Here is a 23,694-nt window from a genome sequence, read left to right as displayed (position 1 = left end):
CACCCGCCACCCGGGCGGGGGCGGGGGCTGGGGCGCGGCCCCCCCCGGGGGGGGGGGGGCGCCCGCTTCCCGCATCTGCGGGGTGGGGGCGAGGCGTCAGAGCGCCTTGTACGCCTGCAGCAGCGCCTCCGTGCGTTCCGGGGACGCCGCCCGCAGCGGCGCCCGCACCGGCCCGCCGGGCAGGCCGAGCGCGTTCAGCAGAGCCTTCGCAGTCACCGTGCCCGGCAGGCCCGACGCCATCATCAGCTCCATCAGGGGCAGCAGCCGCGCGTGCAGCCGGGCCGCCTCGGCGGTGTCGCCGCGGTCGTACGCGTCGAGCACCGACGCGACCGCCCCGCCCGCGACGTTCGCGACCGTGCTGATGTATCCGACGCCTCCCACCGAGCGCAGCGGAAGGTTCAGTTCCTCGCAGCCCGAGTAGTAGGCGAGGTCCGTCGCGGCGATGACCTTCGAGCTGCCCAGCATGTCGTAGGCGCAGTCCTTGACGCCGGCGATGCGCGGGTGCTCCGCGAGCCGCAGCATGGTGGCGGGCTCGATCCGGGTGCCCGTGCGGCCGGGGATGTCGTAGAGCATCACCGGCAGGCCGGTCGCGCCGGCCACGGTCAGGAAGTGCTCGGCGATGTCCTCCTGCGGCGGCCGGCTGTAGTACGGGGGCACGACCAGCACCCCGTGCGCACCCGCCGCCTCGGCGGCCCGGGCCAGCTCGACGGTGTGCCGGGTGTCGGCCGTGCCGATGCCCGCCGTGATCCGCGCCCGGCCGCCGACGGCCTCGGCCACGGCGCGGATGAGCGCGCTCTTCTCCGCGTCGCTGGTGGTCGGCGACTCGCCGGTGGTGCCGCTGAGGACGAGTCCGTCGCAGCCGCCCTCCCCGGCGAGGCGGTCGGCGAGGGCCTGCGCCCCGTCGAGGTCGAGCTCTCCCTGCGGGGTGAAGGGGGTGACCATCGCGCAGACGGTACGGCCGAAGGGGCTGGCGGGAGCAGTGATCGTCATGGAGGCGATTCTCGGCCCCTTCGACCGTACAGGTCTATTTAATTGTTCTCCGCCTACCAGTAAGTGGCGCTACGGCTTCCAGCGCAGCACCTGCGGGTCGTGGTCGCTCGCCTGGTCGGCGAACTCCGCGTTGACGTGGACGATGTCGTAGTCCACCCGGCGTACGTGAGAGCTGGTCAGGATGTGGTCCAGCACCTGGGAGTTGCCCTGGTAGACGTAGCCGTAGCGCTGGGCGCGCGGCAGCCGGTCGACCTGGTCGGTGAGGACCTTGCCCGCGGTGAGGGCCTTCAGCGCGGGCGAGAACTGATAGTCGTTCAGGTCGCCCGCGACGATGACGTTCGCGTTCCGGTCGGCCGCCAGCAGCTGCTTGACGAACGCGTTCACGAGCCCGGCCTGCTGGGTGCGCTGCACCTCGGAGGAGCGGGCCGGCGGCTGGAAGCGGCTGTCGACGCCCTGGTCGCCGCCCTTCGAGTTGAAGTGGTTCGCGACGACGAAGACCCGCTGTCCCCGGAAGGTGAACTGGCCCGCGAGCGGCTTGCGGCTGTTCGCCCACGCGGCGGCGGCGGGCTCGACCCGGCCGGGGGAGACGGACAGCGCGGCCTTGCCGCCTTCGCGGACGGCCTTCACGGCGGTGGTGGAGTCACCGCCGGGCTTGTCGGTGAAGGACACCCGGGCGGGGTTGAAGAGGAACGCGGTACGGATGTTGCCGCCCGGCTGGCCGCCGTCCTGGTCGTTGACGGGGTTGATCTGCCGCCACTCGTAGGCCGGGCCGCCCGCCGCCTTGATGGCGTCGGTGAGCTTCTTCAGTGTCTGCCCCGCGTCCACCACGCCGTTGTCGGTGGTGCCGTTGTCGTCCTGGACCTCTTCCAGGGCGACGATGTCGGGCGAGGCGAGGTTGGTGACCAGCGCGGACGCCAGCCGGTCGAACTTCGCCTGCGGCGTCTTGGGGGAGAGGTTCTCGACGTTGTACGTGGCGACCGCCAGCTCGTCGCCGCGCTGCTTGCGCGTGGTCTCGCGCTTCAGGCCCCGGTCGGTGAGCTTGCCGAGCTCGGTGGCCTGCAGGGTGTAGCCGCCGTAGTTGTCGTAGTCCAGCGGGCCGGCGGTGGTGCCGGACAGCTCGTCGCCGACGTTGGCGACGGGGAAGGGGCGCTGGGCGAAGGGGATCAGCGAGGCGACCTTGACGCGGCCGGCGTTCGGGTCGCGGTACGCGCCGTAGAGCGTGCCGCCGCGGCCCGTGCGGTTGCGCCGGGGCTCGGCGGTGACCCACAGCTCGTTGTGACCGGTCGCGCCGACGACGGGGGCGTTCTGCACGGAGACGCGCATGCCCTCCAGCGACTCGAAGCGGTCCAGGGCGTACGTGCCGGGGCGCAGCTGCAGCTTCTCGATCGAGCCGCCGTGCGCGTCGGGCGCGTAGCGGTCCGGGATCTGCGACGCGCTGAGGCGCACGGGGGCCGGGAGGGTGTTGCCGGAGGACCCGACCCGCCACGTGGCCCTGGTGAGCTGCGTGACCGACTGCAGGCCGGCCGACTCGCCGCCCGGGTAGTACTCGGTGACGGTGCCGGAGACGGTCACGGCGTCGCCCACGGCCACGTCCGGGGTGGTGGAGCCGGTGAAGACGAAGATGCCCTCGCTCGTGGCGTCGTTGCGGTCCGGGTGCGTGTCCTGCATCCAGAAGCCGCGGGCCGAGCCGAAGGCGCGGACGGCGGTGACGACGCCCGGCACGTCGGCGACCTGCCGGCCGGCGAGCGGCGACACGCGGGTCGTGCCCTGGATGTCGTGGATCCGCAGGCCCTCGGCGCTCGCCGCCTCCGGGGCGGCGAGCAACCCGGCCGCGAGCGCGGTGGCGAGGAGGGAACCGAGGGCCGCGGGTCTGCGCAGGGCGGCGCGGCGGGAGGACGGGGCAGTGGGCACGAGGGCCTCCGGTGAGGAATGCGAGGGGGGTATGGCGTGGAGGAATCGTCGTTGACGCGATCCTGACGATCTCTACGCGCGTCAATGTCTTGCGCACCCGGGGAAGTTGTCAAGGTTCCGCGGGTAACCGTCAGCCATATGTCGGCCCACGGTTCGGCGAACCGGGCGGCAGGGCGGGAAACCCGTCTACGCTTGGGCACCGCGCCCCGTCCGCGGCGCCCCATGCCACACCGCATGCCACCACGCGCGTCGCCGCACGTCACCGCACGTGCCGCGACGCATGTCACGACGAGGAGAAACCCCCCTGATGTCCGGAGACCGTCCGACCATGCCGCCGGTGCGGCTCCCCTCCGACGCGGAGCTCGCGCGCGACGCGCTGTCCGCGCCGCTGCTCGCCCGCGCCGCGAAGCTCGCGCGCTGGGCCGGCGAGGAGGGCGTCCCGGTCGGGGTCGGCGGCGAGCTGCTCGCGGAGCAGCTCCGCGAGGCGACCGGGCTCCTCGGGCTCGCGGGCGACGAGGACGGCGACGCGTACGCCATGGACGCGTGGCAGCACGCGCTCGACACGGGGCTCGTGGACTTCGAGGAGCACGAGGAGGAGGCCGAGGGGCCGGAAGCGGGCGAGGACGAGCCCCGCGGCACCGCCGTCGCCGGCGAGGAGCTCGCCACGCTCACCTCCGGCAGCCCCGCCGACATCCTCGACCTGTGGCTCGCCGGCTTCGAGAGCGTCCTCGCCGACGCCGCCGCGCCCGACCTCGGCGAGATCGCCGACCGGATCGCCGAGGGCGAGGACCTCGACCTCGACTCCCTCGACTGGGACCCCGAGGGCGAGGCCGACTTCCTCGACGGCGTCCTCGGCAACCTCTACCTGCTCACCGCGCTCGAACAGAGCGACGCGGACCACCCCGTACCGCTGCCGGCGCTCGCCGCGTCCATGATCGTGCCGGACGACATGGACGAGCCCACGGACGACATCCTCGAAGAGGTCTCCGACGCGATGATGCGCCTGGACGACCAGTTCCGGCTGCTCGCGCCCACCGGCATCATCGCCTACCAGCCCGTCGACGAATCCCTCATCGAGGAGGTCGACGGCGAGGGCCACATCCGCGAGTCCGTCGACGGCGTCACCTCCGAAACCCCCGAGGAGGAGGACGTCAGCCGCTACGGCATGGTCTCCCTCACCCCGCTCGGCCTCCTCGCCGTCCGCGAACGCATGCAGGAGGCGGGCGTCGAAGCCCCCGCCGTCGGCGACCTCGCCGACAAGGGCGCGGACGCGCTCCTGGCCGCCCTGCCCGGCCACCCGGAGACGGCCGCCCGCGCGGAGGCCGAGCTGTGGCTCGCCCGCCGCACGCCTGCGGAGGCCGCGGCGGAGCTGCTCGCCGCCGGGCGCGGCGACGACCTGGACGCGCCGTCCCGCCGCCTCGCCTGCCAGCAGACGCTCTCCCTCGTCGGCGCCGGCGCCGAGCCCGCCGTGCGCGAGGTCCTCGACGACCGCGAGCTCGGCGGCCTCGCCCGCGTGTGGCTCGCCGAGCACGGCGCGGCGGACGTGCCCGAGCCCGGCGAGGACATGGTCTTCTGGCTGACCATCGACACGATCGCCGCCCAGCTGGCGGCGTCCGGCGACACCGACGAGCTGCGCGGGCTGGTGGAGAGCCTCGTCGGGCAGCACAGCGGGTTCTTCGACGCGGCGTGGCGGGTGGACCACCCGGCGACGGCGGACGTCCTGGAGGCGATGGGCCGCCTCCACCCGGAGAAGAAGGTGGCCAAGGAGGCCCGCAAGGCGGCGTTCAAGGCGCGCTCGCGCGGCTGACCTTCCCGGTGGCCCCGGTGGCCCGGCCCTTCTCGGTCCGGGGCGCCGGGGAATCTTCCGCCGCGACGGCGATCGGCCACGGTGGTGGATTCCGGCGGTGCCCGGCCGGCCTGAGCCGGTCCGGCACCGCCGGATGCGTTCGCGGTGGTTGCCCGCCGCTGCGGCGGAGGGAACTGCTGGGGAGCCGGAGCCGGCCGGGTTCCCGGGCGCGGCAGCGCGTTCCGCGCGCCCCGCGCCCGTCCCCCGCGCTTCGTGTGGTGTTCATACCGCATTCCGTGGGGAACGGGAACGTAGGCGCGTGAGCCAGCGGACCCGGGAGTGCAGATGACCCTCAGCCGAAGAGACTTCGCGAAACGATCCGCCGTCGCCGGTGCCGGCGTGGCACTGACCGGCAGCGTGGGCGTCCTCGCCAGTGCCCCCGGAGCGCTGGCCGGCGGCGTGCCGGAGCAGCGAGGGGCGCGCCCCCGCCCCGCCCGCCCGCCGGGCTACGGCCCCCTCGTGCGGGACCCGAAGGGCCTCCTCGCCCTGCCGGCAGGCTTCTCGTACCGCGTGGTGACCCGGGCCGGCACCACCAGACTGGAATCGGGCGAGCCCACCCCTTCGAACCACGACGGCACGGCCGCCTTCGAGGGCCCCCGCGGCACCACCCTGCTCGTCAACAACCACGAGCTCAAGGGCCCCCGGGCCGGCTGGAAGTACCCGGTGCCGCTCGCGGAGGGGCTTGTCTACGACCCCGCCGCGTCCGGCGGCTGCACCGTCGTCGAGGTGTCGCACGACGGCGCGCACGTCACGGAGTGGGTCGGCATCGCGGGCACGTCCACCAACTGCGCCGGCGGCGCCACCCCCTGGGGCACGTGGCTGACCTGCGAGGAAACGGAGGACAAGGCCGGGCAGAACGGCATGACGAAGACGCACGGCTACGTCTTCGAGGTCGACCCGCACGACCGCCGCGCGGGCCGCGACCCCAGGCCCGTCAAGGCCCTCGGCCGGTACGCCCACGAGGCCGTCGTCACCGATCCGGCCCACGGCCACCTCTACCTCACCGAGGACGCCGCGGGCCCCAACGGCCTGTTCTACCGCTGGACCCCGCCGGCCGGCTTCCGGCACGGCCGCGGCCGGCTGCGCACCCTCGCCGACGACGCGGGCCGGCTGCAGGCCTTCAAGTGCTTCGACTCCGGCGGCCGGTTCGTCGACGACCTCTCCCGCGCCACCCGCCCCGGCACGGTGTACGGCGTGGACTGGGTGGACGTGCCGGACCGCGACGCGGCGTCCGTCTCGGTCCGCAAGCAGTTCAAGGACGGCCAGGTGACCCGGGCCCGCAAGCTGGAGGGCATGTGGTGGGGCGACGGGGGCGTGTACGTCGTCTCGTCGTTCGCCCGCGAGGAGAGCCCCGTGCAGCACGACGGCCAGGTGTGGTTCTACAACCCGCGGCGCCGCACCCTCACGCTGAAGGTGCGTTTCGGGGTCAACGAGCACCCGGAGCGGGACGGCGCCTTCGACGGCCCCGACAACATCACGGTCTCCCCGCACGGCGGCCTGATAGTCGCCGAGGACGGCGAGGGCGTGCAGCACCTCTTCGGCGCCCTGGACGACGGCAGCACGTACCCCGTCGCCCGCAACGAGCTCAACATAGGCACCGCGCAGAAGCCCGAGTACAGCGAGTTCACCGGGGTCACCTTCTCGCCGGACGGCAGGACGCTCTTCGCCAACATCCAGGAGCCCGGCATCATGCTGGCGATCACCGGCCCCTGGCGCCGCCAGTAGGGCGGTCTCCGGGAATCCTGGCCGGCCGCCTTTGTTGAAGCAGGGGTGACCATCCGCCTCTCGATACTCGACCGCTCCCGCACCCGCCGGGGCCGCCCGCAGGCCGAGGCACTGCGCGACACCGTACGGTTCGCGCAGCAGGCCGAGGCGCTCGGCTACCACCGCTTCTGGGTCTCGGAGCACCACGGCGTGCCCGGCGTGGCGGGCTCGGCCCCGACCGTGCTCGCCGCGGCGGTCGCCGCCGCGACCTCGCGGATCCGGGTCGGCACGGGCGGCGTGATGCTGCCCAACCACCGCACCCTGGTGGTGGCCGAGCAGTTCGGGGTGCTGGAGTCCCTCTTCCCGGGCCGCATCGACATGGGCCTGGGCCGCTCGGTGGGCTTCACGGACGGCGTCCGGCGGGCCCTGGGCACGGAGAAGGAGGCCATGGGGGACTTCGGCGGGCAGCTCGCCGAGCTGGAGGGCTGGTTCACGGACGGCCCGCGGCCCCGTTCCGAGGTGCACGCCCGCCCGGCGGAGGGCCTGCGGGTCCCCGCGTTCGTCCTGGCCAACGAGGCGGGCGCGGAGTTGGCGGCCGCCGCCGGCGCGGCCCTGGTGATCGGCGGCCTGAGCGGCGAGGAGCGGATGCTCGCCGCCGTCGGGCGCTACCGGGAGGCGTTCCGGCCGTCGTCGTGGTGGCAGCGCCCGTACGTCGTGGTGGCGGGCAACGTGGCCGTCGCGGGCAGCCGCGAGGAGGCCCGCCGGCTGCTCGTCCCCGAGGCGTGGGCGCTGGCCCATTCCCGGACGCACGGCGTCTTCCCGCCTTTGGAGCCAGCGGAGGAGACCGAGGCGCGGGTGATGACCGAGCGGGAGCGCCGCCTGTACGAGGAGGGGCTGCGCGGGCACATCCACGGCACGGAGGAGGAGGTGGCGGCCGCGCTCGGCGCGCTGGTCGAACGCAGCGGCGCCGACGAGGTGCTGGTCACCACCTCCTCCTACGACAGGGAGGCCCTGCTGGACTCCTACCGCCGGCTGGCCCGGGTCGCGGGCCTGCCGGCGGCGGGAGCCCCGGTGCTCACAAAGCCTGCGCCGCCGGCTTGACCAGGTCGCGGACCGTGCGGGACTTCACGAACTCGCCGAGGGCGGTCATCTCCCACTCGCCCGAGTACTGCCGGATGAACTTCGCCATCAGCACGCCCGTCTTGGGCTCGGAGCCGGTGAGGTCGAAGCGCACCAGCTCCTCGCCGGTGCGGGCGTCGAGGAGGCGGCAGTAGGCCTTGGCGACCTCGCTGAACTTCTGGCCGTTGAAGGAGCTGACGGTGAAGACCAGGCCGGTGACCTCCGGCGGGAGCCCGGCCATGTGCACCGTGATCGTCTCGTCGTCGCCGGAGCCCTCGCCGGTGAGGTTGTCACCGGAGTGCTGGACGGCGCCGTTGAGGATCTGCAGCTTGCCGAAGTAGCAGGCGTCGATCATGTTGCGGTCGGGGCCGTAGGCGATGACGGAGGCGTCCAGGTCGATGGCCCGGCCGCCCCAGGCCGGCTCCCAGCCCAGGCCCATCTTGACCGACTGCGTCAGCGGCTTCCCGCCCTTGACCAGGGACACCGTCTGGTTCTTCTGCAGGCTGACCCGGCCCTTGTCCAGGTTGATCTTCCCGCTGCCGGGGGCCGGGGCGGGCGGCGCCGGGGGCGCGGCGGGCACGGGCGGCGCGCCCGCGGGCAGCGGCGGGGCGGCGACGGGCGGCGGCACGGGGGCGGCGGGCGGCTGGACGTGGGCCGGGGCGGCCGCCGCGGGCTCCTCCACGCTCACGCCGAAGTCGGTGGCGATGCCCGCCAGGCCGTCGGCGTAGCCCTGGCCGACCGCACGCACCTTCCAGGCACCGGCCCGCCGGTAGACCTCCACGACGACGAGCGCGGTCTCCGAGCCCAGCCGGGGCGGTGTGAACGTGGCCAGGACCGAGCCGTCGTCCGCGTTGCGCACGGTGGCGGTGGGCTCGATGCCCGCGAACGTCTGGCCCTGGGCGTCGGGGCTCGCGGTCACCACGATCTTGTCGATGGCGGCGGGGACGGCGGCGGTGTCCACCGTGATGGCGTCGGGCGTGCCGCCGGCCGCGGCGCGGTGGGCCACGCCCGGCCCGGAGGGCTGGTTGTAGAAGACGAAGTCGTCGTCGGAGCGCACCTTGCCGTCGGCGGTGAGCAGCAGGCCCGATACGTCGAGCCGCACCGGGGCGGTGACGTCCACCGTCACGCGGGCGACGGAGAGAGGGATGTTCGAGCCGGGTGTCATAGCGGTCATGCCCCGGGTAACGAGCGGCCGCTCTTTGCGGTTCCATTACCGAACACCTGATGCGGTCCTGTTACGGAGTTCGCCGTTCCTGTTGTCGTCGCAGGTCAGCGAGGGTGCCGGCGCGGCGGCTCGGCGCCGCAGAACTCGCCGCCGACGAGCCCCGCGCCCTCCTGCACGGTCCCCGCCTCCGCGGCGAGCAGGGCGGCCGCGTACGGCTCCGAGTCGTCCCGGGGCTCGTAGCCGAGCGCGCGGGCCGAGGACAGGTCCCACCACGCCCGGGTGTTGGCGGAGCTGCCGTAGGCGACGGTGTGGCCGACGTCCTCGGCCGTGAGCGCGGCGTGCACGAGCCGTGCGCAGTCGCCGGGGCTCAGCCAGACCGACAGCATGCGCACGGATGCCGGCTCCGGGAAGCACGCGCCGATGCGCAGGGAGACGGTCTCGATGCCGTGCCGGTCCCGGTAGAGGGAGGCGAGGTCCTCGCCGAAGCACTTGGAGAGGCCGTAGAAGGTGTCGGGGCGGTGCGGCGTCTCCACGGGCAGTGGCCGGCCGCCCTCGGCGGGCAGGGGCGTGAAGCCGACGGCGTGGTTGCTGGAGGCGAGCACCACGCGCCGCACGCCCGCCTCGCGCACGGCCTCGTAAAGGCGGTACGTGCCCTCGACGTTGGCGCGCAGGATGTCCGCGAACGGCGCCTCCACGGGGATGCCCGCCAGGTGGACGACCGCGTCCACGCCGTCGAGGGCCTCGCGCAGCGCCGCGCCGCCGGCGGCCGGGTCGGCGAGGTCCGCGGTGACCGCCTCCGGCTCGCCCGGCACCGGGCGGACGTCCAGGAGGCGCAGCCGGTGGCCGTGGGCGGGCAGCAGGGCGCGCAGGTGGGTGCCGATGCGGCCGGCCGCGCCGGTGAGGAGGACGGTGCGGGAAGCGGGCATGGCCGGGACCTCCTGAAGATCGGAATTGTCCAATCCGATTATTCCGTGGGCGAGATGACGATCGTCACGAAATAACCACGCGCCCCGCCCGGCTTCACCCACCGGAATGCAGCACCCGCCTCACCGAACCACAAGGAGCACACCCATGCCGACCCCGACCGCCGCGCAGGCGAGCGCCGTCCAGGGAACCGTCGCCAAGGGCTACGAGGGCGTGCGCGAGGCGTTCGAAGCCACCTTCGCCGAGGAGCGCGCCGGGCACTCCGCCCAGCTCGCCGCCTACGTCCACGGCGAGCAGGTCGTCGACCTGTGGGGCGGACCCGGCATCGAGGGCGACTCCCTCACCGGCGTGTTCTCCTCCACCAAGGGCGCCGCCCACCTCGTCGTCGCCCTCCTCGTCCAGGAAGGCGTCCTGGACCTCGACCGCGAGGTGCGCCACTACTGGCCCGAGTTCGCCGCCGCCGGCAAGGAACACGTCACCCTGCGCGACCTCCTCGCCCACCGGGCCGGCCTCATCGGCGCCGACGGGGGCTTCACCTTGGAAGAGCTCGCCGACGACCGCGCCGTGGCCGGGAAGCTGGCCGCCCAGCGCCCCTACTGGCGCCCCGGCACCGCCTTCGGCTACCACGCCTACGTCATAGGCGCCCTGACCGGCGAGGTCGTCCTGCGCGCCACCGGGCGCACCATGCAGGAGCTCTACGAAGAGCGCATCCGCGCCCCGTACGGCCTCGACTTCCACATGGCCCTCCCCGAGGAGCACGAGCACCGCTTCCTCACCACCCAGCCCATGGACCCGACGCCCGCCCAGACGCGCTTCCTGCAGGAGAACGCCCCCGGTCCGCACAGCCTGTGCGGCGTCGCCTTCAACCTCAACCACACCGTGCCCACGGTCCTGGAAGAGCTGCCGAACCACCGCGTCATCCGCGCCGGCGGCCCCGCGTCCGTCGGCGGCACGGCGTCCGCGCGCGGGCTCGCCGGGATGTACGCGGCGGCCGTCAGCGGCCTCAACGGCAAGGAGGCGCTGCTGACGCCCGGCACGGCCGCCGAGTTCGCGCAGATCCACTCCGCGGGGCACGACCTCGTCGCGGGGGCGTTCGCGGCGTTCGGGCTCGGGTTCGTCAACATGTCCGCGGACAGGTTCCCCTTCCTCGGCGCCCGCGCCTTCGGCCACGGCGGCGCCGCGGGCTCACAGGCCTTCGCGGACCCGTCGACGGGCCTGGCCTTCGGCTTCAACCGCCGCCGGTTCGCCTTCCGCGAGGACAACCACGCCCAGGTCACGCGCCTGGCGAGGGCGCTCCACGAGGCGGCGAGCATCTGATGCGCGACGCTCGCCGGGTTTTCGGCGCCGCCGGGCCCGGCTTGAGGCTGTTGGGCGCCGCCGGGTGGCGCCGCGGTGGTTGATCGCCGCCGCGGCGGAGGAAGCGCCTGGGCGCAGGCCATCCCTCCGCCGCGGTGGTGTGTAACCCTCACCGTAGGTATCCGGCGGTGCCGAGCCGGCCTGAGGCTGCTCATGTTTCGGGCATCAGCCCCGTGAATGCCTGGGCGCAGGGCCCTGCCCTCCGCCGCGGTGGTGCGCAACCCTCACCGGTGGTGTTCGGCGGTGGCGAGCCGGCCTGAGGCTGCTCATGTTTCGGGCATCAGCCCCGTGAATGCCTGGGCGCAGGGCCCTGCCCTCCGCCGCGGTGGTGCGCAACCCCCACCGGAGGTGTTCGGCGGTGGCGAGCCGGGCTGAGGCTGTTGGGCGCCGCCGGGTGGCGCCGCGGCGGGAGGGCACGCCTGGGCGCGCGGGCCCCGAGACCGCGGCTCACCCCGCCGTCAGCGGGGTGAGACGAAACCGCACTCGTACGCGGCGATGACCGCCTGCGTGCGGTTGCGGACGCCCAGTTTGGACAGGGCGCCCGCGACGTGGGTCTTCACCGTCGCCGCGCCGAGGACGAGCTCCGTGGCGATCTCCGCGTTCGACAGGCCGCGGGCCATCAGCCGCAGCACCTCCGCCTCCCGGTCCGACAGCTGCGCGCGCAGCCGCCCCGCGGCCGCCCGGGCCCGCCGTGCCTCCGCGTGCTCGGCCGCGAGCGCCCGCACGGCGGCGGGGAAGAGCAGCGAGTCGCTGCGGGCCACCAGCCGGACGGCCTGGACGAGTTCGTCCGCGCCCGCCCGCTTCAGCAGGAAACCGCTGGCTCCTGCGCGCAGCGCGTCGTACACGTAACTGTCGTTCTCGAACGTGGTGACGACGATGACCCGCGGCGGGTCCTCCATGCCGCCGCCCAGCAACTGCTCCGTGGCACGGATCCCGTCGACGTCGGGCATGCGCACGTCCATCAGCACGACGTCCGGCCGCAGCTCGCGGACGACGGAGACGGCCTCCGCGCCGTTCGTGGCCTCGCCGACGACCTCCAGGTCCTCCTCCGCGCCGAGGATCGCCCGCAGGGCGGTCCGCACCATGCGCTCGTCGTCGGCGAGCACGATCCGCAGGGGCGCCGCCGTCACCGGCCCGCACCCCCGCCCAGCGGCAGGCGGACGGCGAGCCGCCACACGCCGTCCCGCTCGCCCGCACTGCTGCTGCCGCGCAGCAGCCGGGCGCGCTCCGCTATGCCCGTCAGGCCGCGGCCGCCACCGGCGCGGCGGTGTGCGTGTGCCTGTGTGGGCGTGCGGCCCTTGTCGGCACCGACCGGATTCTCCAAGGCGACCTCCACGGCCTCGTCGTTCACAGTGATCCGCAGCAGGACGGGCACCCGGCCCGCGTGCCGCAGGGCGTTGGTGAGCCCCTCCTGCACGATCCGGTACGCCTCGCGGGAGACGACCGGCGGTACGCGCTCCAGGGCGGGCGGCGCGGTGAAGGCGACCGTGCCGCCCGCGGCCCGGGTGCGCTCCAGCAGCCCGTTCAGGTCGGCGAGGGTCGGGGCGGGCGCGGCGGAGGCGGCGCCGTCCTCGCGCAGCAGCCCCAGGACGGTGTCCAGCTCGCCGACCGCCTCGCGCGTGGTCTCCTCGATCGCGGCCAGTGCCTGCCGGGCGAACTCCGGGTCGGCGTCGAGGACCTTGCGCGCCGCGCTCGCCTGCAGCGTCACCGCGCTGAGGGCGTGCCCCACGGAATCGTGCAGCTCGCGCGCGAGCCGGTTGCGCAGGGCCAGGCGCATGGCGTGCTGTTCGGCGGCGGCCAGCCGGTCGGCGGCCGTCGGCCCGAGCAGAACGGGCGCGCAGCGCGCGAGCAGCGCCCCCGCGCCCGCGGACGCCGCGGCGAGCAGGACGAGCACCGCCAGCCCGGCGAACGGCATCAGCAGCTGCCACGGCAGGGACATGTCGCCGAGCCCGTACGGGGCGTCCGTGCCGCCGGGAACGCCGGTGACCGGCAGGGCGATCAGCATCAGCGCGAACGGGGGCGTGGCCAGCGACATGCCGCTCAGGATGCCGCCGGCCAGCAGGTGCAGGGTGTACCACAGGGCGGTCCGCCCGCGCGCGGCCCACGACTCGGCCGGGCCCGTCGCGAGCTCCTCCTCGGGCAGCCCGCACAGGGACCGGGCCGCCGTGGACTCCAGGGTCCGCACCCACGGCACCAGCGCCGTCACGGCCGCGGGCACCAGCGCCAGCGCGAAGACGCCGAACTGCCGCCCCAGCGTATTGGGGAACAGGATGTTCGCGCCGCTGCTGGTGAAGACCCCCGTCAGCGTGCTCGCCAGCAGGTAGTACGGCATGAGCAGCGCGCCGCCCAGCAGGAGGTGCACCCAGCGGAGCCGGGCGCGGCGGCCCAGCAACGCGCGGGCGCCGCGCCGGAGAAGGGACGTCACGAGGCGAGGGCCTCCACGCCGGTGCGCCCGGGGACGTCCGCGGCGGTGCGCCCGGTGACGTCCACTGCGGTCCGCCCCGGGGTCGCCGCGGACATGCGCGCCGAGCGCGCGGCGAAGAAGCGCGCGCCCGCGGCGAGGACCAGCAGACCGGTGATCACCTGCACAGCGTAGGTGACGCCCATCGCGGCCGTCGGCCCCCGGCCGTCGTCGGCCAGCGACGTCAGCGTCGCGAGCAACTGCCAGCCGCCCCATGCCGCCGAGGCCGCGGAGCCGACGCCCGCGAGGAGCAGCGGCACGCGCAACGACAGGCGGCTGCCCCTGCTCGCGCCGGAGAGCAGCAGGACGATGCCCACGACCGTCGCGGCGGCGTACAGCACGTAGCCCGACTCCCCGGCCGCGAACGCGCCGCCGTACCCCCGGGCGAGCTCCGGCGACAGGCCCGCCGACCAGCCGCACGTCCACAACAGGTGCACGCCACCGGGCACGACCGCCAGCACCGCCGCGGCAGTCAGCGCGGCCCGCTGCCCGCGGCCCGGAGCAGCGCCCGCCAGGTCACCGGCGGTGCCCTGCCACAGGTGCCCCCAGCGGTCGCGGGCGTACAGCACGAACAGGGAGCCCAGGGCCAGCCCCTGGACGATGAACCCCGTGTAGACCACCCCGAACACCCACTCGTCCAGGAACGGCCGCTCGCTGCCGCCGGCCGTCGTGCCGCTCCCGCCCAGCGCCCGCACCAGCAACTGCGCCGGAAACCCGTACATGATGGGCGTCAGCAGCCCCACCGCGCCCCACATCGGCAGGAGCAGCAGCCACGCCGGTACGCGCCTGCCCCACGGGCGGGTCAGCAGCAGGGCGAGGACCACCACGGCGGCGTCCATCAGGATGGTCACGGCGTTCGCCACGACCAGGCCGGCGTCGGCATCCCGCAGGGCGCTGCCCTCCGGGATGCCGATGTGACTGCCCGCCACCCATGCGACCTTGAGGCCGAGATAGGGCAGGCACGCGGCGATGGTCACCGCGCGGAGGGCGCGGCGCTTGGTGGCGTGGTCGTCCGGGACGGTCGTCGTCGTACTGGTCATGAGACCAGGGTTCCGCCGCGGATGCGCCTGCGCGTCGCCCTGAGCGGCGGACCTCCTCCGCCGCAGGGTGGAGCGGGCTCTCCACCTCACGTCCACCTCCGGATCCATGGACGGCGCGATCACCGCCGCGCATAGTGGGGGAATGGACGAGATGAGCATGATCACGAGCGTGGGCGGGGGCATCGGGAGCCTCGCGCCCGAGCAGTTCGCGCCCGAGACCGTCTACTTGAACACGGCCGCCACGGGGCTGGTCCCCGCACCGGCCGTCGCCGCCATGCACGACGCCGCGACCGCGTACTCCCGAGGCCGGCCCGGCGGCGAGGACCACTTCCAGGTGGTGGACGCCGTCCGCGACGCCTTCGCCCGGCTGGTGGGCGTGCCCGCGCGGAGAGTCGCCACGGGCGGATCCGCCGCGGTCTTCTGCGGGCTCATCGCCCAGTCACTGCCGGACGGCGCGGAAGTGCTGTGCGCCGAGGGCGACTTCAGCTCCCTGGTCAATCCCTTCCACGTGCGGCCCGGCCTGCACGTACGGACCGTCCCTTTGGAGAAGATCGCGGCGGAGGTCCGGCCCGGGACGGCCCTGGTGGCGGTCAGCTCCGTGCAGTCCGCGGACGGGCGCGTCGCCGACCTCCGGGCGATCGAGGAGGCCGCCCGAGCGCACGGGGCCCGGACGCTCGTCGACATCAGCCAGTCCGCGGGGTGGCTGCCGACGGACGCCGGCGCCCACGACTTCACCGTGTGCGTCGGCTACAAGTGGCTGATGGGGCCCCGCGGCACGGCCTTCCTCACCGTGCCGGAGGACCTGGGCGGCCTCAGCCCCGTCTTCGCCGGATGGGTGGCCGGGGAGGACCCCTGGGGCAGCACGTACGGGCCGGTCACCGCGCTCGCCTCCTCCGCGCGCCGCTACGACCACAACCCCGCCCTCCTGGCGTACGTCGGGTCCCTGGCCGGGCTCCGGCTCGTCGAAGAGCTCGGCCCGGAGCGGATCGCGGCCCACGACCGCGCCCTCGCGGACCGCTTCCGCGCGGGGCTCGCCCGCCTCGGCCACCGGCCGGTCCCGGCGGACGGCTCCGCCATCGTCTCGGTCCCCGGCCTGGGCCCGGGCCCCACGGAGCGCCTCTCGGCGGCGGGCGTACGGGCAAGCACGCGTGCGGGCCGTCTGCGGGTGGCGTTCCACGTGTACAACAGCGCCGCCGACGTGGACGCCGCGCTGGCGGCGCTGTCCTGAGCGTCACGCCTCCGGCGAGGCGCGGGGGCGAGACCCGGCCACCCCGTTCCGCCGCGGCGGGCGGGTTCGGCACCGCCGGATGCGTTCGTGGGGGTTGCTCGCCGCCGCGGCGGAGGGGGTGTGCCGGGGGTGTGCCGGGGCCCGGCCTTGCCCTCCGCCGCGGCGGGAGGAGCAGGCGCTACCTCAACGGAGTGACCTCGCGTGCCCCGATGAAGTCCGGGCGGCGCGCCGGGGCCGCGAAGGGCTCCTCCGGTGCGTTTTCCACGCTGTTGAAGACGATGAACACATTGCTCCGCGCGAACGGCGTGATGTTGTCGCCCGAACCGTGCATGCAGTTGCAGTCGAACCACGTCGCCGAACCGGCCGGCCCGGTGAAGAGCCGTATGCCGTGCCGGTCCGCGAGCCCGGTGAGGGCCGTGTCGGACGGCGTGCCCGCTTCCTGCATCCGCAGGGACCGCTTGTAGTTGTCCCGCGGCGTCACCCCCGCGCAGCCCAGGAACGTCCGGTGCGACCCCGGCATGATCATCAGGCTGCCGTTGGTGGGGAGGTTCTCCGTCAGCGCGATCGACACCGACACCGTCCGCATCCGCGGCAGCCCGTCCTCCGCGTGCCACGTCTCGAAGTCGGAGTGCCAGTAGAACCCGGCGGCCCCGAAGCCCGGTTTGACGTTGACCCGCGACTGGTGGACGTAGACGTCGGAGCCGAGGATCTGCCGCGCCCGCCCGGCCACCCGCGGATCGCGCACCAGCTCCGCGAACACCTCGCTGATCCGGTGGACCTCGAAGACCGACCGCACGTCCTGCGAGTGCGGCTCGACGACCGCTCTCTCGTCGGCCCGCACCGCCGGGTCACCGATCAGCCGGTCGAGTTCGGCGCGCAGGACGGCCACTTCGTCCGGTGTGATCAGCTGGTCCACGGTGAGGAAGCCGTCGCGTTCGTAGCCCGCGAGGCCGGCCGCGTCGACCGGCCCGGGGGCCGGGGCCCCGGAGGCCGAGGGCCACACCACCGGGTCCCGCCGCGGAACGGCGGCCTCGCGCGTGCCGCGCGTGGGGTAGAGGTCGGTGACCGCGGCCATGGTTCAGCCCTCCTCCGTCAGCAGCGGGTAGACGCCGTTCTCGTCGTGGTCCTCCCGCCCCGTGACCGGCGGGTTGAAGACGCACACGCAGCGGAAGTCGGTCTTCGGCCGCAGGGTGTGCCGCTCGTGCCCGTCGAGCAGGTACATCGTGCCGGGCGAGATCCAGTGCGTCTCGCCGGTCTCGTCGTCGGTGAGCTCGGCCTCGCCCTCCACGCACAGCACGGCCTCGATGTGGTTGGCGTACCACATGGACGTCTCGGTCCCGGCGTAGAGGACGGTCTCGTGCAGGGAGAACCCGACCCGCTCCTTGGCGAGGACGATCCGCTTGCTCTCCCACGTACCGCTGCGGGCCTTGACGTGCCGGTCGGTGCCTTCGATGTCCTGGAGCGAACGGACGATCATGGTGAGTGCCTTTCTGTTCCGTGGTGCTTGTCTTCTTCGGTCAGGCCGTTTCGCGGACCGCGCGGGCGAGGGTCCTCAGCCCCTCGTCCAGCTCCTCGGGCGAGATCGTCAGCGCGGGCAGCAGCTTGACGACCTCGCCCTCCGGGCCGGACGTCTCCACGAGCAGCCCGAGCTCGAAGGCCCGCCGGGAGACCGCCGAGGCGCGGTCCTTGTCGGCGAACTCCAGCCCCCACACGAGCCCGCGGCCCCGGTATCGCGCGCCCAGGCCCGGGTGTTCGGCGCAGATGGCGCGCAGGGCCTCCTCGGCCTGCTCGCCGCGGGCGAGGGTCTGCTTCTCCATCTGCCTGTCGGTCCAGTACGCGTCGAGCGCCGCGGCGGCGGTGACGAAGGACGGGTTGTTGCCGCGGAAGGTGCCGTTGTGCTCGCCGGGCTCCCACACGTCGAGCTCCGGGCGGAAGAGGGTGAGCGACATCGGCAGCCCGTAGCCGCCGATGGACTTGGACAGGGTCACGATGTCCGGGGTGATGCCCGCTTCCTCGAAGGAGAAGAAGGAGCCGGTGCGGCCGCAGCCCATCTGGATGTCGTCGACGATCAGCAGCATGTCGTGCCGCTCGCACAGCGCGGCGAGCCCGCGCAGCCACTCGGGGCGGGCGACGTTGATGCCGCCCTCGCCCTGCACCGTCTCGACGATGACGGCGGCGGGGGTGTTCAGGCCCGAGCCCTGGTCGGCGAGCAGCCGCTCGAACCACAGGAAGTCCGGCACGGTGTCGTCGAGGTAGTGGTCGAAGGGCATGGGCGTGCCGTGGACGAGGGGGATGCCCGCGCCGGCCCGCTTGAAGGCGTTGCCGGTGACGGCGAGCGCGCCGAGCGACATGCCGTGGAAGGCGTTGGTGAAGGACACGATCGCCTCGCGGCCCTTGACCTTGCGGGCCAGCTTGAGCGCGGCCTCGACGGCGTTGGTGCCCGTCGGGCCGGGGAACATCACCTTGTACGGCAGGTCGCGCGGGCGCAGCACGACGTTCTGGAAGGCCTCCAGGAAGGCGCGCTTGGCGGTGGTCCCCATGTCCAGGCCGTGGGTGACGCCGTCGCGTTCGATGTAGTCGATCAGCGCGCGTTTGAGGACCGGGTTGTTGTGGCCGTAGTTGAGCGCCCCGGCGCCGGCGAAGAAGTCGAGGTACGTGTGGCCGTCCTCGTCGTACATCCGGCTGCCCTGGGCCCGGTCGAAGACCGCGGGCCAGCTGCGGCAGTAGCTGCGGACCTCCGACTCCAGGGCCTCGAAGACGCTGAGGGCGGGCGGGGTGATGGTCATGGGCTGCTCCTGTCGGTGCGTTCGATGCGTTCGGTGCGTCCGGCTGCTGAGCGCGTTCAGTGCGCCTCAGCGCGCTTCAGTGCCCCTCAGGGCGTTCGGGGCGCGAGGGGGCCGATGCGGTGCAGCACTTCGGGGTCGTGGCCGTCCTCGGGGAACAGGCCGCCGTGGAAGAGGACTTCGCGTTCGACGGTGGCGCCGTGCCGCTCGGCGAAGGAGGCGAAGAGGCGGTTGGAGGCGGTGTTGCCCGGCGTGACGGTGGTCTCGATCCCGTCGAGGCCGCCCGTCTCGCGGGCCACCCGGGCGACGAGGCCGTCCAGCAGCGCGGCGGCCAGGCCGCGGCCGCGGTGGGGGCCGTCCACGGCCACCTGCCAGATCACGAGGGTGCGGGGGCGGGCGGGGCGGATGTAGCCGGTGATGAAGCCCGCGGGCTCCCCGTCGCCGGTGCGGCGGGCCACGGCCGAGGTGGCGGCGAAGTCGCGGCACCACAGCAGGTAGCTGTACGAGGAGTTGAGGTCCAGGGTTCCCGAGTCGCGGGCGATGCGCCAGATCGCGGCTCCGTCGTCGACGCGCGGGACGTCGAGCGTGAGGTCCTCCGGAATTCCCGGGAATTCCCGGGAGGAGGCCGGGCGGGCACGTGCAAGGTCTGCTTGTGCGGCGGTCATGCGGAGGGAATTTACCGATGCGGATCGGAAATCGCATCGGGGGTGCGGGTTACCCGGCGGCGGGTGGTTGTGTTATCGCGCGGAGGCGCGTGGGCGGGCGAGGCGGGAGCGGTGGGGGATGCTTTGCCCGGAAATAACCGGGCGAAAGGGGTGGGGTGTGGAGTGTGTCACAGGGGGTTGCGGGCTGGATGAATTCCCTTGCGAAAACGTAAGGAAAATTCTGCGTTTAGGGTGCGGGTAAGCGGGCAGGAGAATGCGCGGGGAGTTGTCTGCGTGAATACGAAAGGCGGGTTCCGGGGAATTTACCGGGGCCCGGGCGGGGCCGGCCGGAGCCCGGGTCCGGCAGCCCCTTGGCGTGCGGGAGGAGCGGGCTCGTACAGTGCGGTCCATGAGCGACAGCGATGTGCTGCACATCAAGGGGCGGGTGCTCGTCGGCGCGGACCCGGAGGGCGGGGTGCGCGACGAGCTGTGGGTCGTCGACGGCCGGATCACCTTCGAACGGCCCGTGGGGGCGCGGGACGTCACCACCATCGAGGGCTGGGCGCTGCCCGGCCTCGTGGACGCGCACTGCCATGTGGGGCTCGACGCCCACGGGCCGGTCGACGAGTCCACGAGCGAGAAGCAGGCCCTGACCGACCGGGACGCGGGCGCCCTGCTGCTGCGGGACGCCGGCTCGCCCTCCGACACGCGCTGGATCGACGACCGCGAGGACCTGCCGCGCATCATCCGCGCCGGGCGCCACATCGCGCGGACGCGCCGGTACATCCGCAACTACGCGCACGAGATCGAACCGGAAGACCTCGTTGCGTACGTGGCCCGGGAGGCGCGGCGCGGGGACGGCTGGGTCAAGCTCGTCGGCGACTGGATCGACCGCGAGACCGGCGACCTGTCCGCCTGCTGGCCCCGGGGCGAGGTGGCGGCGGCCATCGCCGAGGCGCACCGGCTCGGGGCGCGGGTCACGGCGCACTGCTTCGCGGAGGAGACGCTGGCGCCGCTGGTGGAGGCGGGCATCGACTGCGTCGAGCACGCGACCGGGCTCACCGAGGACACCATTCCGCTGTTCGCGGAGCGGGGCGTCGCCATCGTGCCGACGCTGGTCAACATCGCGACGTTCCCGCGGCTCGCGGACGGCGGCGACGCGAAGTTCCCGCGCTGGGCGGACCACATGCGGCGCCTGCACGCGCGCCGCTACGACACGGTGCGGGCCGCGTACGACGCGGGCATCCCCGTCTTCGTCGGTACGGACGCGGGCGGCTCCCTCGCCCACGGCCTCGTCGGCCAGGAGGTCGCCGAACTCGTCAAGGCCGGCATCCCGCCGGTCGACGCCCTCGCCGCCACGACGTGGGCGGCCCGCGCCTGGCTCGGCCGCCCGGGCCTGGAGGAGGGCGCCCCGGCCGACATCGTCGTCTACGGCTCGGACCCCCGGTCGGACGTACGCGTCCTCGGCTCACCGAGCCGGGTGATCCTGCGGGGGCGGGTGATCCGCTGAGGGCGGGGTGCGGCCGGCAAGTTCCCTCCGCCGCGGCGGTGATCGGCCACGATGGTGGTGCTCGGCGGTGCCGGGCAGGCCTGAGGGCGCTTCGGCACCGCCGGTCACCTCCGGTGGGGGTTCCGCTCTGCTGCGGCGGCAGGAACCGGGCAACTGCCGGCTTGCCGGGCCGGTCAGCTACGGCGGTGCCGGGCAGGCCTGAGGCGGGTTCGGCGCCGCCGGTGGCGTTGCGTGGGGTTGCTCGCCGTTGCGGCGGGAGTGGTGGTGCGGGCATCTGCCCGGCGAGTTATCTCCGCCGCGGCGGAGATCGGCCACGATGGTGGTGTTCGGCGGTGCCGGGCGGGCCTGAGGGCGCTTCGGCACCGCCGCCGGTCATCTCCGGTGGGGCTTGCGCTTTGTTGCGGCGGCAGGAATGGGTTCGGCAGTGCCCCGCGGCCCGGGTGGACGGGGCGGCGCCGTCGTGGACGGGCCGCGGCGGGACATCCACGCCGCCACCACCGCCCCCGAAACGTTGTGCCACACCGAGAAGACCGCCGCCGGCAGCGCCGCCGCGGGGCTGAAGTGCGCCGTTGCCAGGGACGCCGCCAGGCCCGAGTTCTGCATGCCGACCTCGAAGGCCATCGCCCGGCTCGACGGGCCGCCGAGCCGGGCCACGCGGCCCGCCGCGTAGCCGAGGGCCAGGCCGAAGCCGTTGTGGAGGACGACGGCGAGGAGGACGAGGGCGGCCGCGTCCTTGATGCGGGCCGCGCTGCCCGACACCACGATCAGCACGAGGACGGCGATCGTCAGCGCCGACAGGGAGGGCAGCACGCCCAGCACCCGGGCGACGCGCCGCCCCGCCGCCATCCGCACCAGCGCCCCGCCGACCACCGGCACGAGCACGGTCTTGAGGATGTCGGTGAACATGGCGCCCGCGTCCACGTCCAGGAACCGGTCCGCCAGCAGCAGCGTCAACGGCGGCGTGACCAGCGGCGCGACGAGCGTCGACACGGTCGCGACGGACACCGACAGGGCGACGTCCCCGCGCGCGAGGTACGTGACCACGTTGGACGCCGTCCCGCTCGGCGCGCAGCCGACCAGGATCACCCCGGCCGCCAGCTGCGGCGGCAGCCCCAGCGCCGTGGCGATCAGCCAGCCCAGCCCCGGCATGATCACGTAATGGGCGACGAGGCCGAGCCCGACCGCCCAGGGCCGCCCCGCGACCGCACGGAAGTCGTCACCGGTCAGCGTCAGGCCCATCGTGAACATCACGACGCCCAGCAGGTACGGCACGGCCGGCGCCCAGCCGGTGAAGTGCGACGGCGCGGCGAGCCCCAGCGCCCCGGCCGCGACGACGAGCAGCGGGAACACGGTGACGGCCAGCCGCGCCGTCCGGTCGGCGGCTGCCGGGGCTGCCGGGGGTATGCGCGAGGTCGCCATACGGCGGCACCCTAGCGATCACTCCCGCCCTCGGCCAGAGGCGGTCTCACCCCTCGGCGAGCGCTTTCCCGAGGGCCTCCGCGAAGCGGTCCGTCGTCGCCCGGTCCCGGACCGCGAGGCGCAGATAGTCCGGCCCCAGCCCCGGGAACGTGTCGCCGCGCCGCACCGCGAACCCCAGCCCCCGCAGCCTGCCCCGTACGGCCGCGGCACCCCGCACCCGGATCAGCAGGAACGGCCCGGCCGCCGGCCCGTGCACCCGGACCCCCTCGAACTGGCCCACCGCGGCCGCCAGGTACGTCCGGTCCTCGGCGAGCCGCCGCGCCGCGTGCCCGGCCTCCGCGAGCGCCGGGGGAGCGCTGCACGCCTCCGCCGCCGCCAGCGCCGGCGACGACACCGGCCACAGCGGCTGCGCGCGCTCCAGCCGGGCTATGGTCCCGGGCGACGCGAGGACGTAGCCGATGCGCAGGCCCGCCAGCCCCCACGTCTTGGTGAGGCTGCGCAGCACGACCAGCCCCGGCAGGTCCGTGACCGACGCCAGCGACTCCGCCTCGCCCGGCACCGCGTCCATGAACGCCTCGTCCACGACGAGGGTCCGGCCCGGCCGGGCGAGCCGCGCCAGGTCACGCGCCGGGTGGAGCACGGACGTCGGGTTCGTCGGATTGCCGACGACGACCAGGTCCGCGTCGCCCGGCACCGCGCGCGGGTCCAGCCGGAAGCCGTCCGCCTCGTCGAGCAGCACCCGCTCCACCTGGTGCCCCGCGTCCCGCAGCGCCGCCTCCGGCTCCGTGAACTGCGGGTGCACGACGACCGGCCGCCGCACCCGCAGCGCCCGCGCGAGGAGCACGAACGCCTCCGCCGCGCCCGCCGTCAGCAGCACCCGCTCCTCCGGCAGCCCGTGCCGCGCCGCCACCGCGCGCCGCGCGGCCCGCCCGTCCGGGTACGCGGCGAGCCCGTCCAGCGACGCGGCTATGCGCTCGCGCAGCCACACCGGCGGCGTGCCGGCCCGCACGTTCACCGCGAGGTCCGTCAGCTCCGCGCCGGCACCCCGCACTTCGGCGTCACCGTGGTGGCGCAGGTCGGGTTCGCTGGGAGTGTGCATGGCCGCGGGCCGCCTTCTTGTGAGTGCCGGATGGTCGTCGGCGGGCGCGTGCGGCCCACCCGGAAACGGTACTGACGGCCGCCGAAGGACCGTCAAGCGGGTCCGTACGCGACCGCGCACGTCGCCCGCGCGGATTTCCGCTTCCCCACGGCCAGGACGGCGCCCGGCCCGGCCGCCAGCAGCGCCGCCGCCTCCGCAACGGCCGGCGTGCCCACGGCGGCCAGTGCGGCGGCCGACGGCCCCGGCACGGCGACCCGTGACAGGGCGTCGGCCCCGTAGGACCGCAGCGGCACGCCCAGCCGGGCGGCCGCCTCCAGCAGCCCGGCCTCGCCCGCCTTCGCCTCCACGGTCACCAGCGCGGACGGCCGCAGCCCGGCCGCACCCGCCTCGGCCAGTGACCGCTCGATCAGCTCCAGCACCTCCGCGGCCGGCACGCCGCGGCGGGCGCCCACGCCCACGTAGACGGAGGCGGGAACGGAGGCGGGGGCCATGGCA

At 74.4% G+C, this 23,694-nt stretch carries 20 protein-coding genes; 6 read left to right on the top strand and 14 right to left on the bottom strand.

The window, feature by feature from the left end; all coding sequences use genetic code 11:
- Positions 1-96: 96 nt before the first annotated feature.
- On the bottom strand, positions 97-990 hold the full coding sequence (gene dapA, locus ACOTKD_RS33065; RefSeq protein ID WP_424892685.1) for a 4-hydroxy-tetrahydrodipicolinate synthase: 894 nt from the start codon (positions 988-990) through the stop codon (positions 97-99).
- 69 nt (positions 991-1,059) lie between these two features.
- Positions 1,060-2,901, bottom strand: coding sequence for an endonuclease/exonuclease/phosphatase family protein (locus ACOTKD_RS33060; RefSeq protein WP_424892684.1), 1,842 nt, complete (start codon positions 2,899-2,901; stop codon positions 1,060-1,062).
- A gap of 307 nt (positions 2,902-3,208) precedes the next feature.
- Between ACOTKD_RS33060 and ACOTKD_RS33055 the strand changes: the two genes are divergently transcribed.
- The 3 genes from ACOTKD_RS33055 to ACOTKD_RS33045 all read left to right on the top strand — a co-directional run bounded on the left by ACOTKD_RS33055 (position 3,209) and on the right by ACOTKD_RS33045 (position 7,552).
- Positions 3,209-4,708: a hypothetical protein gene (locus ACOTKD_RS33055; protein ID WP_424892683.1), complete on the top strand. Its 1,500-nt coding sequence runs from the start codon at positions 3,209-3,211 to the stop codon at positions 4,706-4,708.
- A 324-nt stretch (positions 4,709-5,032) separates the two neighbouring features.
- Complete coding sequence (locus ACOTKD_RS33050) at positions 5,033-6,472, top strand: alkaline phosphatase PhoX (RefSeq protein WP_424892682.1); 1,440 nt, start codon at positions 5,033-5,035, stop codon at positions 6,470-6,472.
- A gap of 45 nt (positions 6,473-6,517) precedes the next feature.
- Positions 6,518-7,552, top strand: a complete 1,035-nt coding sequence (locus tag ACOTKD_RS33045) for an MsnO8 family LLM class oxidoreductase (protein ID WP_424892681.1) — start codon at positions 6,518-6,520, stop codon at positions 7,550-7,552.
- On the opposite strand, the gene ACOTKD_RS33040 is transcribed toward ACOTKD_RS33045, so the two are convergent.
- Positions 7,527-8,735 (bottom strand): TerD family protein, encoded by a 1,209-nt coding sequence (locus ACOTKD_RS33040; protein ID WP_424892740.1) that lies wholly within the window; start codon positions 8,733-8,735, stop codon positions 7,527-7,529. The two genes, ACOTKD_RS33045 and ACOTKD_RS33040, sit on opposite strands and share 26 nt — an antisense overlap.
- Positions 8,736-8,839: 104 nt before the next feature.
- Positions 8,840-9,661: an NAD-dependent epimerase/dehydratase family protein gene (locus tag ACOTKD_RS33035; protein WP_424892680.1), complete on the bottom strand. Its 822-nt coding sequence runs from the start codon at positions 9,659-9,661 to the stop codon at positions 8,840-8,842.
- 145 nt (positions 9,662-9,806) lie between these two features.
- On the opposite strand from ACOTKD_RS33035, the gene ACOTKD_RS33030 reads away from it, so the two are divergent.
- Entirely contained in the window at positions 9,807-10,976 is a 1,170-nt protein-coding gene (locus ACOTKD_RS33030; protein ID WP_424892679.1) for a serine hydrolase domain-containing protein, read from the top strand.
- A 497-nt stretch (positions 10,977-11,473) separates the two neighbouring features.
- Here ACOTKD_RS33030 and ACOTKD_RS33025 read toward each other — a convergent pair whose 3' ends face one another.
- The 3 genes from ACOTKD_RS33025 to ACOTKD_RS33015 are packed head-to-tail and all read right to left on the bottom strand — an operon-like array spanning position 11,474 to position 14,516.
- Positions 11,474-12,145 (bottom strand): response regulator, encoded by a 672-nt coding sequence (locus ACOTKD_RS33025; protein WP_424892678.1) that lies wholly within the window; start codon positions 12,143-12,145, stop codon positions 11,474-11,476.
- Complete coding sequence (locus ACOTKD_RS33020; RefSeq protein WP_424892677.1) at positions 12,142-13,440, bottom strand: sensor histidine kinase; 1,299 nt, start codon at positions 13,438-13,440, stop codon at positions 12,142-12,144. Before ACOTKD_RS33020 ends, ACOTKD_RS33025 begins: the two co-directional genes overlap by 4 nt.
- Positions 13,437-14,516 carry a hypothetical protein gene (locus tag ACOTKD_RS33015; RefSeq protein WP_424892676.1) on the bottom strand — a complete coding sequence of 360 codons (1,080 nt, stop codon included), beginning with the start codon at positions 14,514-14,516 and terminating at the stop codon, positions 13,437-13,439. Before ACOTKD_RS33015 ends, ACOTKD_RS33020 begins: the two co-directional genes overlap by 4 nt.
- A gap of 106 nt (positions 14,517-14,622) precedes the next feature.
- On the opposite strand from ACOTKD_RS33015, the gene ACOTKD_RS33010 reads away from it, so the two are divergent.
- Complete coding sequence (locus tag ACOTKD_RS33010; RefSeq protein WP_424892675.1) at positions 14,623-15,744, top strand: aminotransferase class V-fold PLP-dependent enzyme; 1,122 nt, start codon at positions 14,623-14,625, stop codon at positions 15,742-15,744.
- A gap of 178 nt (positions 15,745-15,922) precedes the next feature.
- Here ACOTKD_RS33010 and thpD read toward each other — a convergent pair whose 3' ends face one another.
- From thpD to ectA, 4 genes are all read right to left on the bottom strand, one after another.
- Positions 15,923-16,819 carry an ectoine hydroxylase gene (thpD, locus tag ACOTKD_RS33005; protein WP_424892674.1) on the bottom strand — a complete coding sequence of 299 codons (897 nt, stop codon included), beginning with the start codon at positions 16,817-16,819 and terminating at the stop codon, positions 15,923-15,925.
- A gap of 3 nt (positions 16,820-16,822) precedes the next feature.
- Positions 16,823-17,221, bottom strand: a complete 399-nt coding sequence (locus ACOTKD_RS33000; protein WP_424892673.1) for an ectoine synthase — start codon at positions 17,219-17,221, stop codon at positions 16,823-16,825.
- A 40-nt stretch (positions 17,222-17,261) separates the two neighbouring features.
- Positions 17,262-18,530: a diaminobutyrate--2-oxoglutarate transaminase gene (ectB, locus tag ACOTKD_RS32995; RefSeq protein WP_424892672.1), complete on the bottom strand. Its 1,269-nt coding sequence runs from the start codon at positions 18,528-18,530 to the stop codon at positions 17,262-17,264.
- Between the two features lie 86 nt (positions 18,531-18,616).
- A complete protein-coding gene (gene ectA / locus ACOTKD_RS32990) occupies positions 18,617-19,192 on the bottom strand; it encodes a diaminobutyrate acetyltransferase (protein ID WP_424892671.1) in 576 nt (191 codons plus the stop codon).
- 388 nt (positions 19,193-19,580) lie between these two features.
- Here ectA and ACOTKD_RS32985 point away from each other — a divergent pair, with 388 nt between their 5' ends.
- The gene (locus ACOTKD_RS32985; RefSeq protein ID WP_424892670.1) at positions 19,581-20,681 is read left to right on the top strand and encodes an amidohydrolase family protein; all 1,101 of its coding nucleotides are present in this window, start codon (positions 19,581-19,583) and stop codon (positions 20,679-20,681) included.
- 372 nt (positions 20,682-21,053) lie between these two features.
- Here ACOTKD_RS32985 and ACOTKD_RS32980 read toward each other — a convergent pair whose 3' ends face one another.
- The 3 genes from ACOTKD_RS32980 to ACOTKD_RS32970 form a co-directional block, all read right to left on the bottom strand.
- On the bottom strand, positions 21,054-22,100 hold the full coding sequence (locus tag ACOTKD_RS32980; RefSeq protein WP_424892669.1) for a bile acid:sodium symporter family protein: 1,047 nt from the start codon (positions 22,098-22,100) through the stop codon (positions 21,054-21,056).
- A gap of 46 nt (positions 22,101-22,146) precedes the next feature.
- Positions 22,147-23,199: an Rv2231c family pyridoxal phosphate-dependent protein CobC gene (cobC, locus tag ACOTKD_RS32975; protein ID WP_030366653.1), complete on the bottom strand. Its 1,053-nt coding sequence runs from the start codon at positions 23,197-23,199 to the stop codon at positions 22,147-22,149.
- A gap of 92 nt (positions 23,200-23,291) precedes the next feature.
- The gene (locus ACOTKD_RS32970; RefSeq protein ID WP_424892668.1) at positions 23,292-23,690 is read right to left on the bottom strand and encodes a cobalamin biosynthesis protein; all 399 of its coding nucleotides are present in this window, start codon (positions 23,688-23,690) and stop codon (positions 23,292-23,294) included.
- Positions 23,691-23,694: the final 4 nt, after the last annotated feature.

The sequence above is a fragment of the Streptomyces sp. XH2 genome, assembly GCF_049725035.1.
Taxonomy (GTDB): Bacteria; Actinomycetota; Actinomycetes; order Streptomycetales; family Streptomycetaceae; genus Streptomyces; species Streptomyces roseoverticillatus.
Note: the sequence above shows the minus strand (reverse complement) of the source record. Positions and strands in the feature narration are given on the sequence as shown.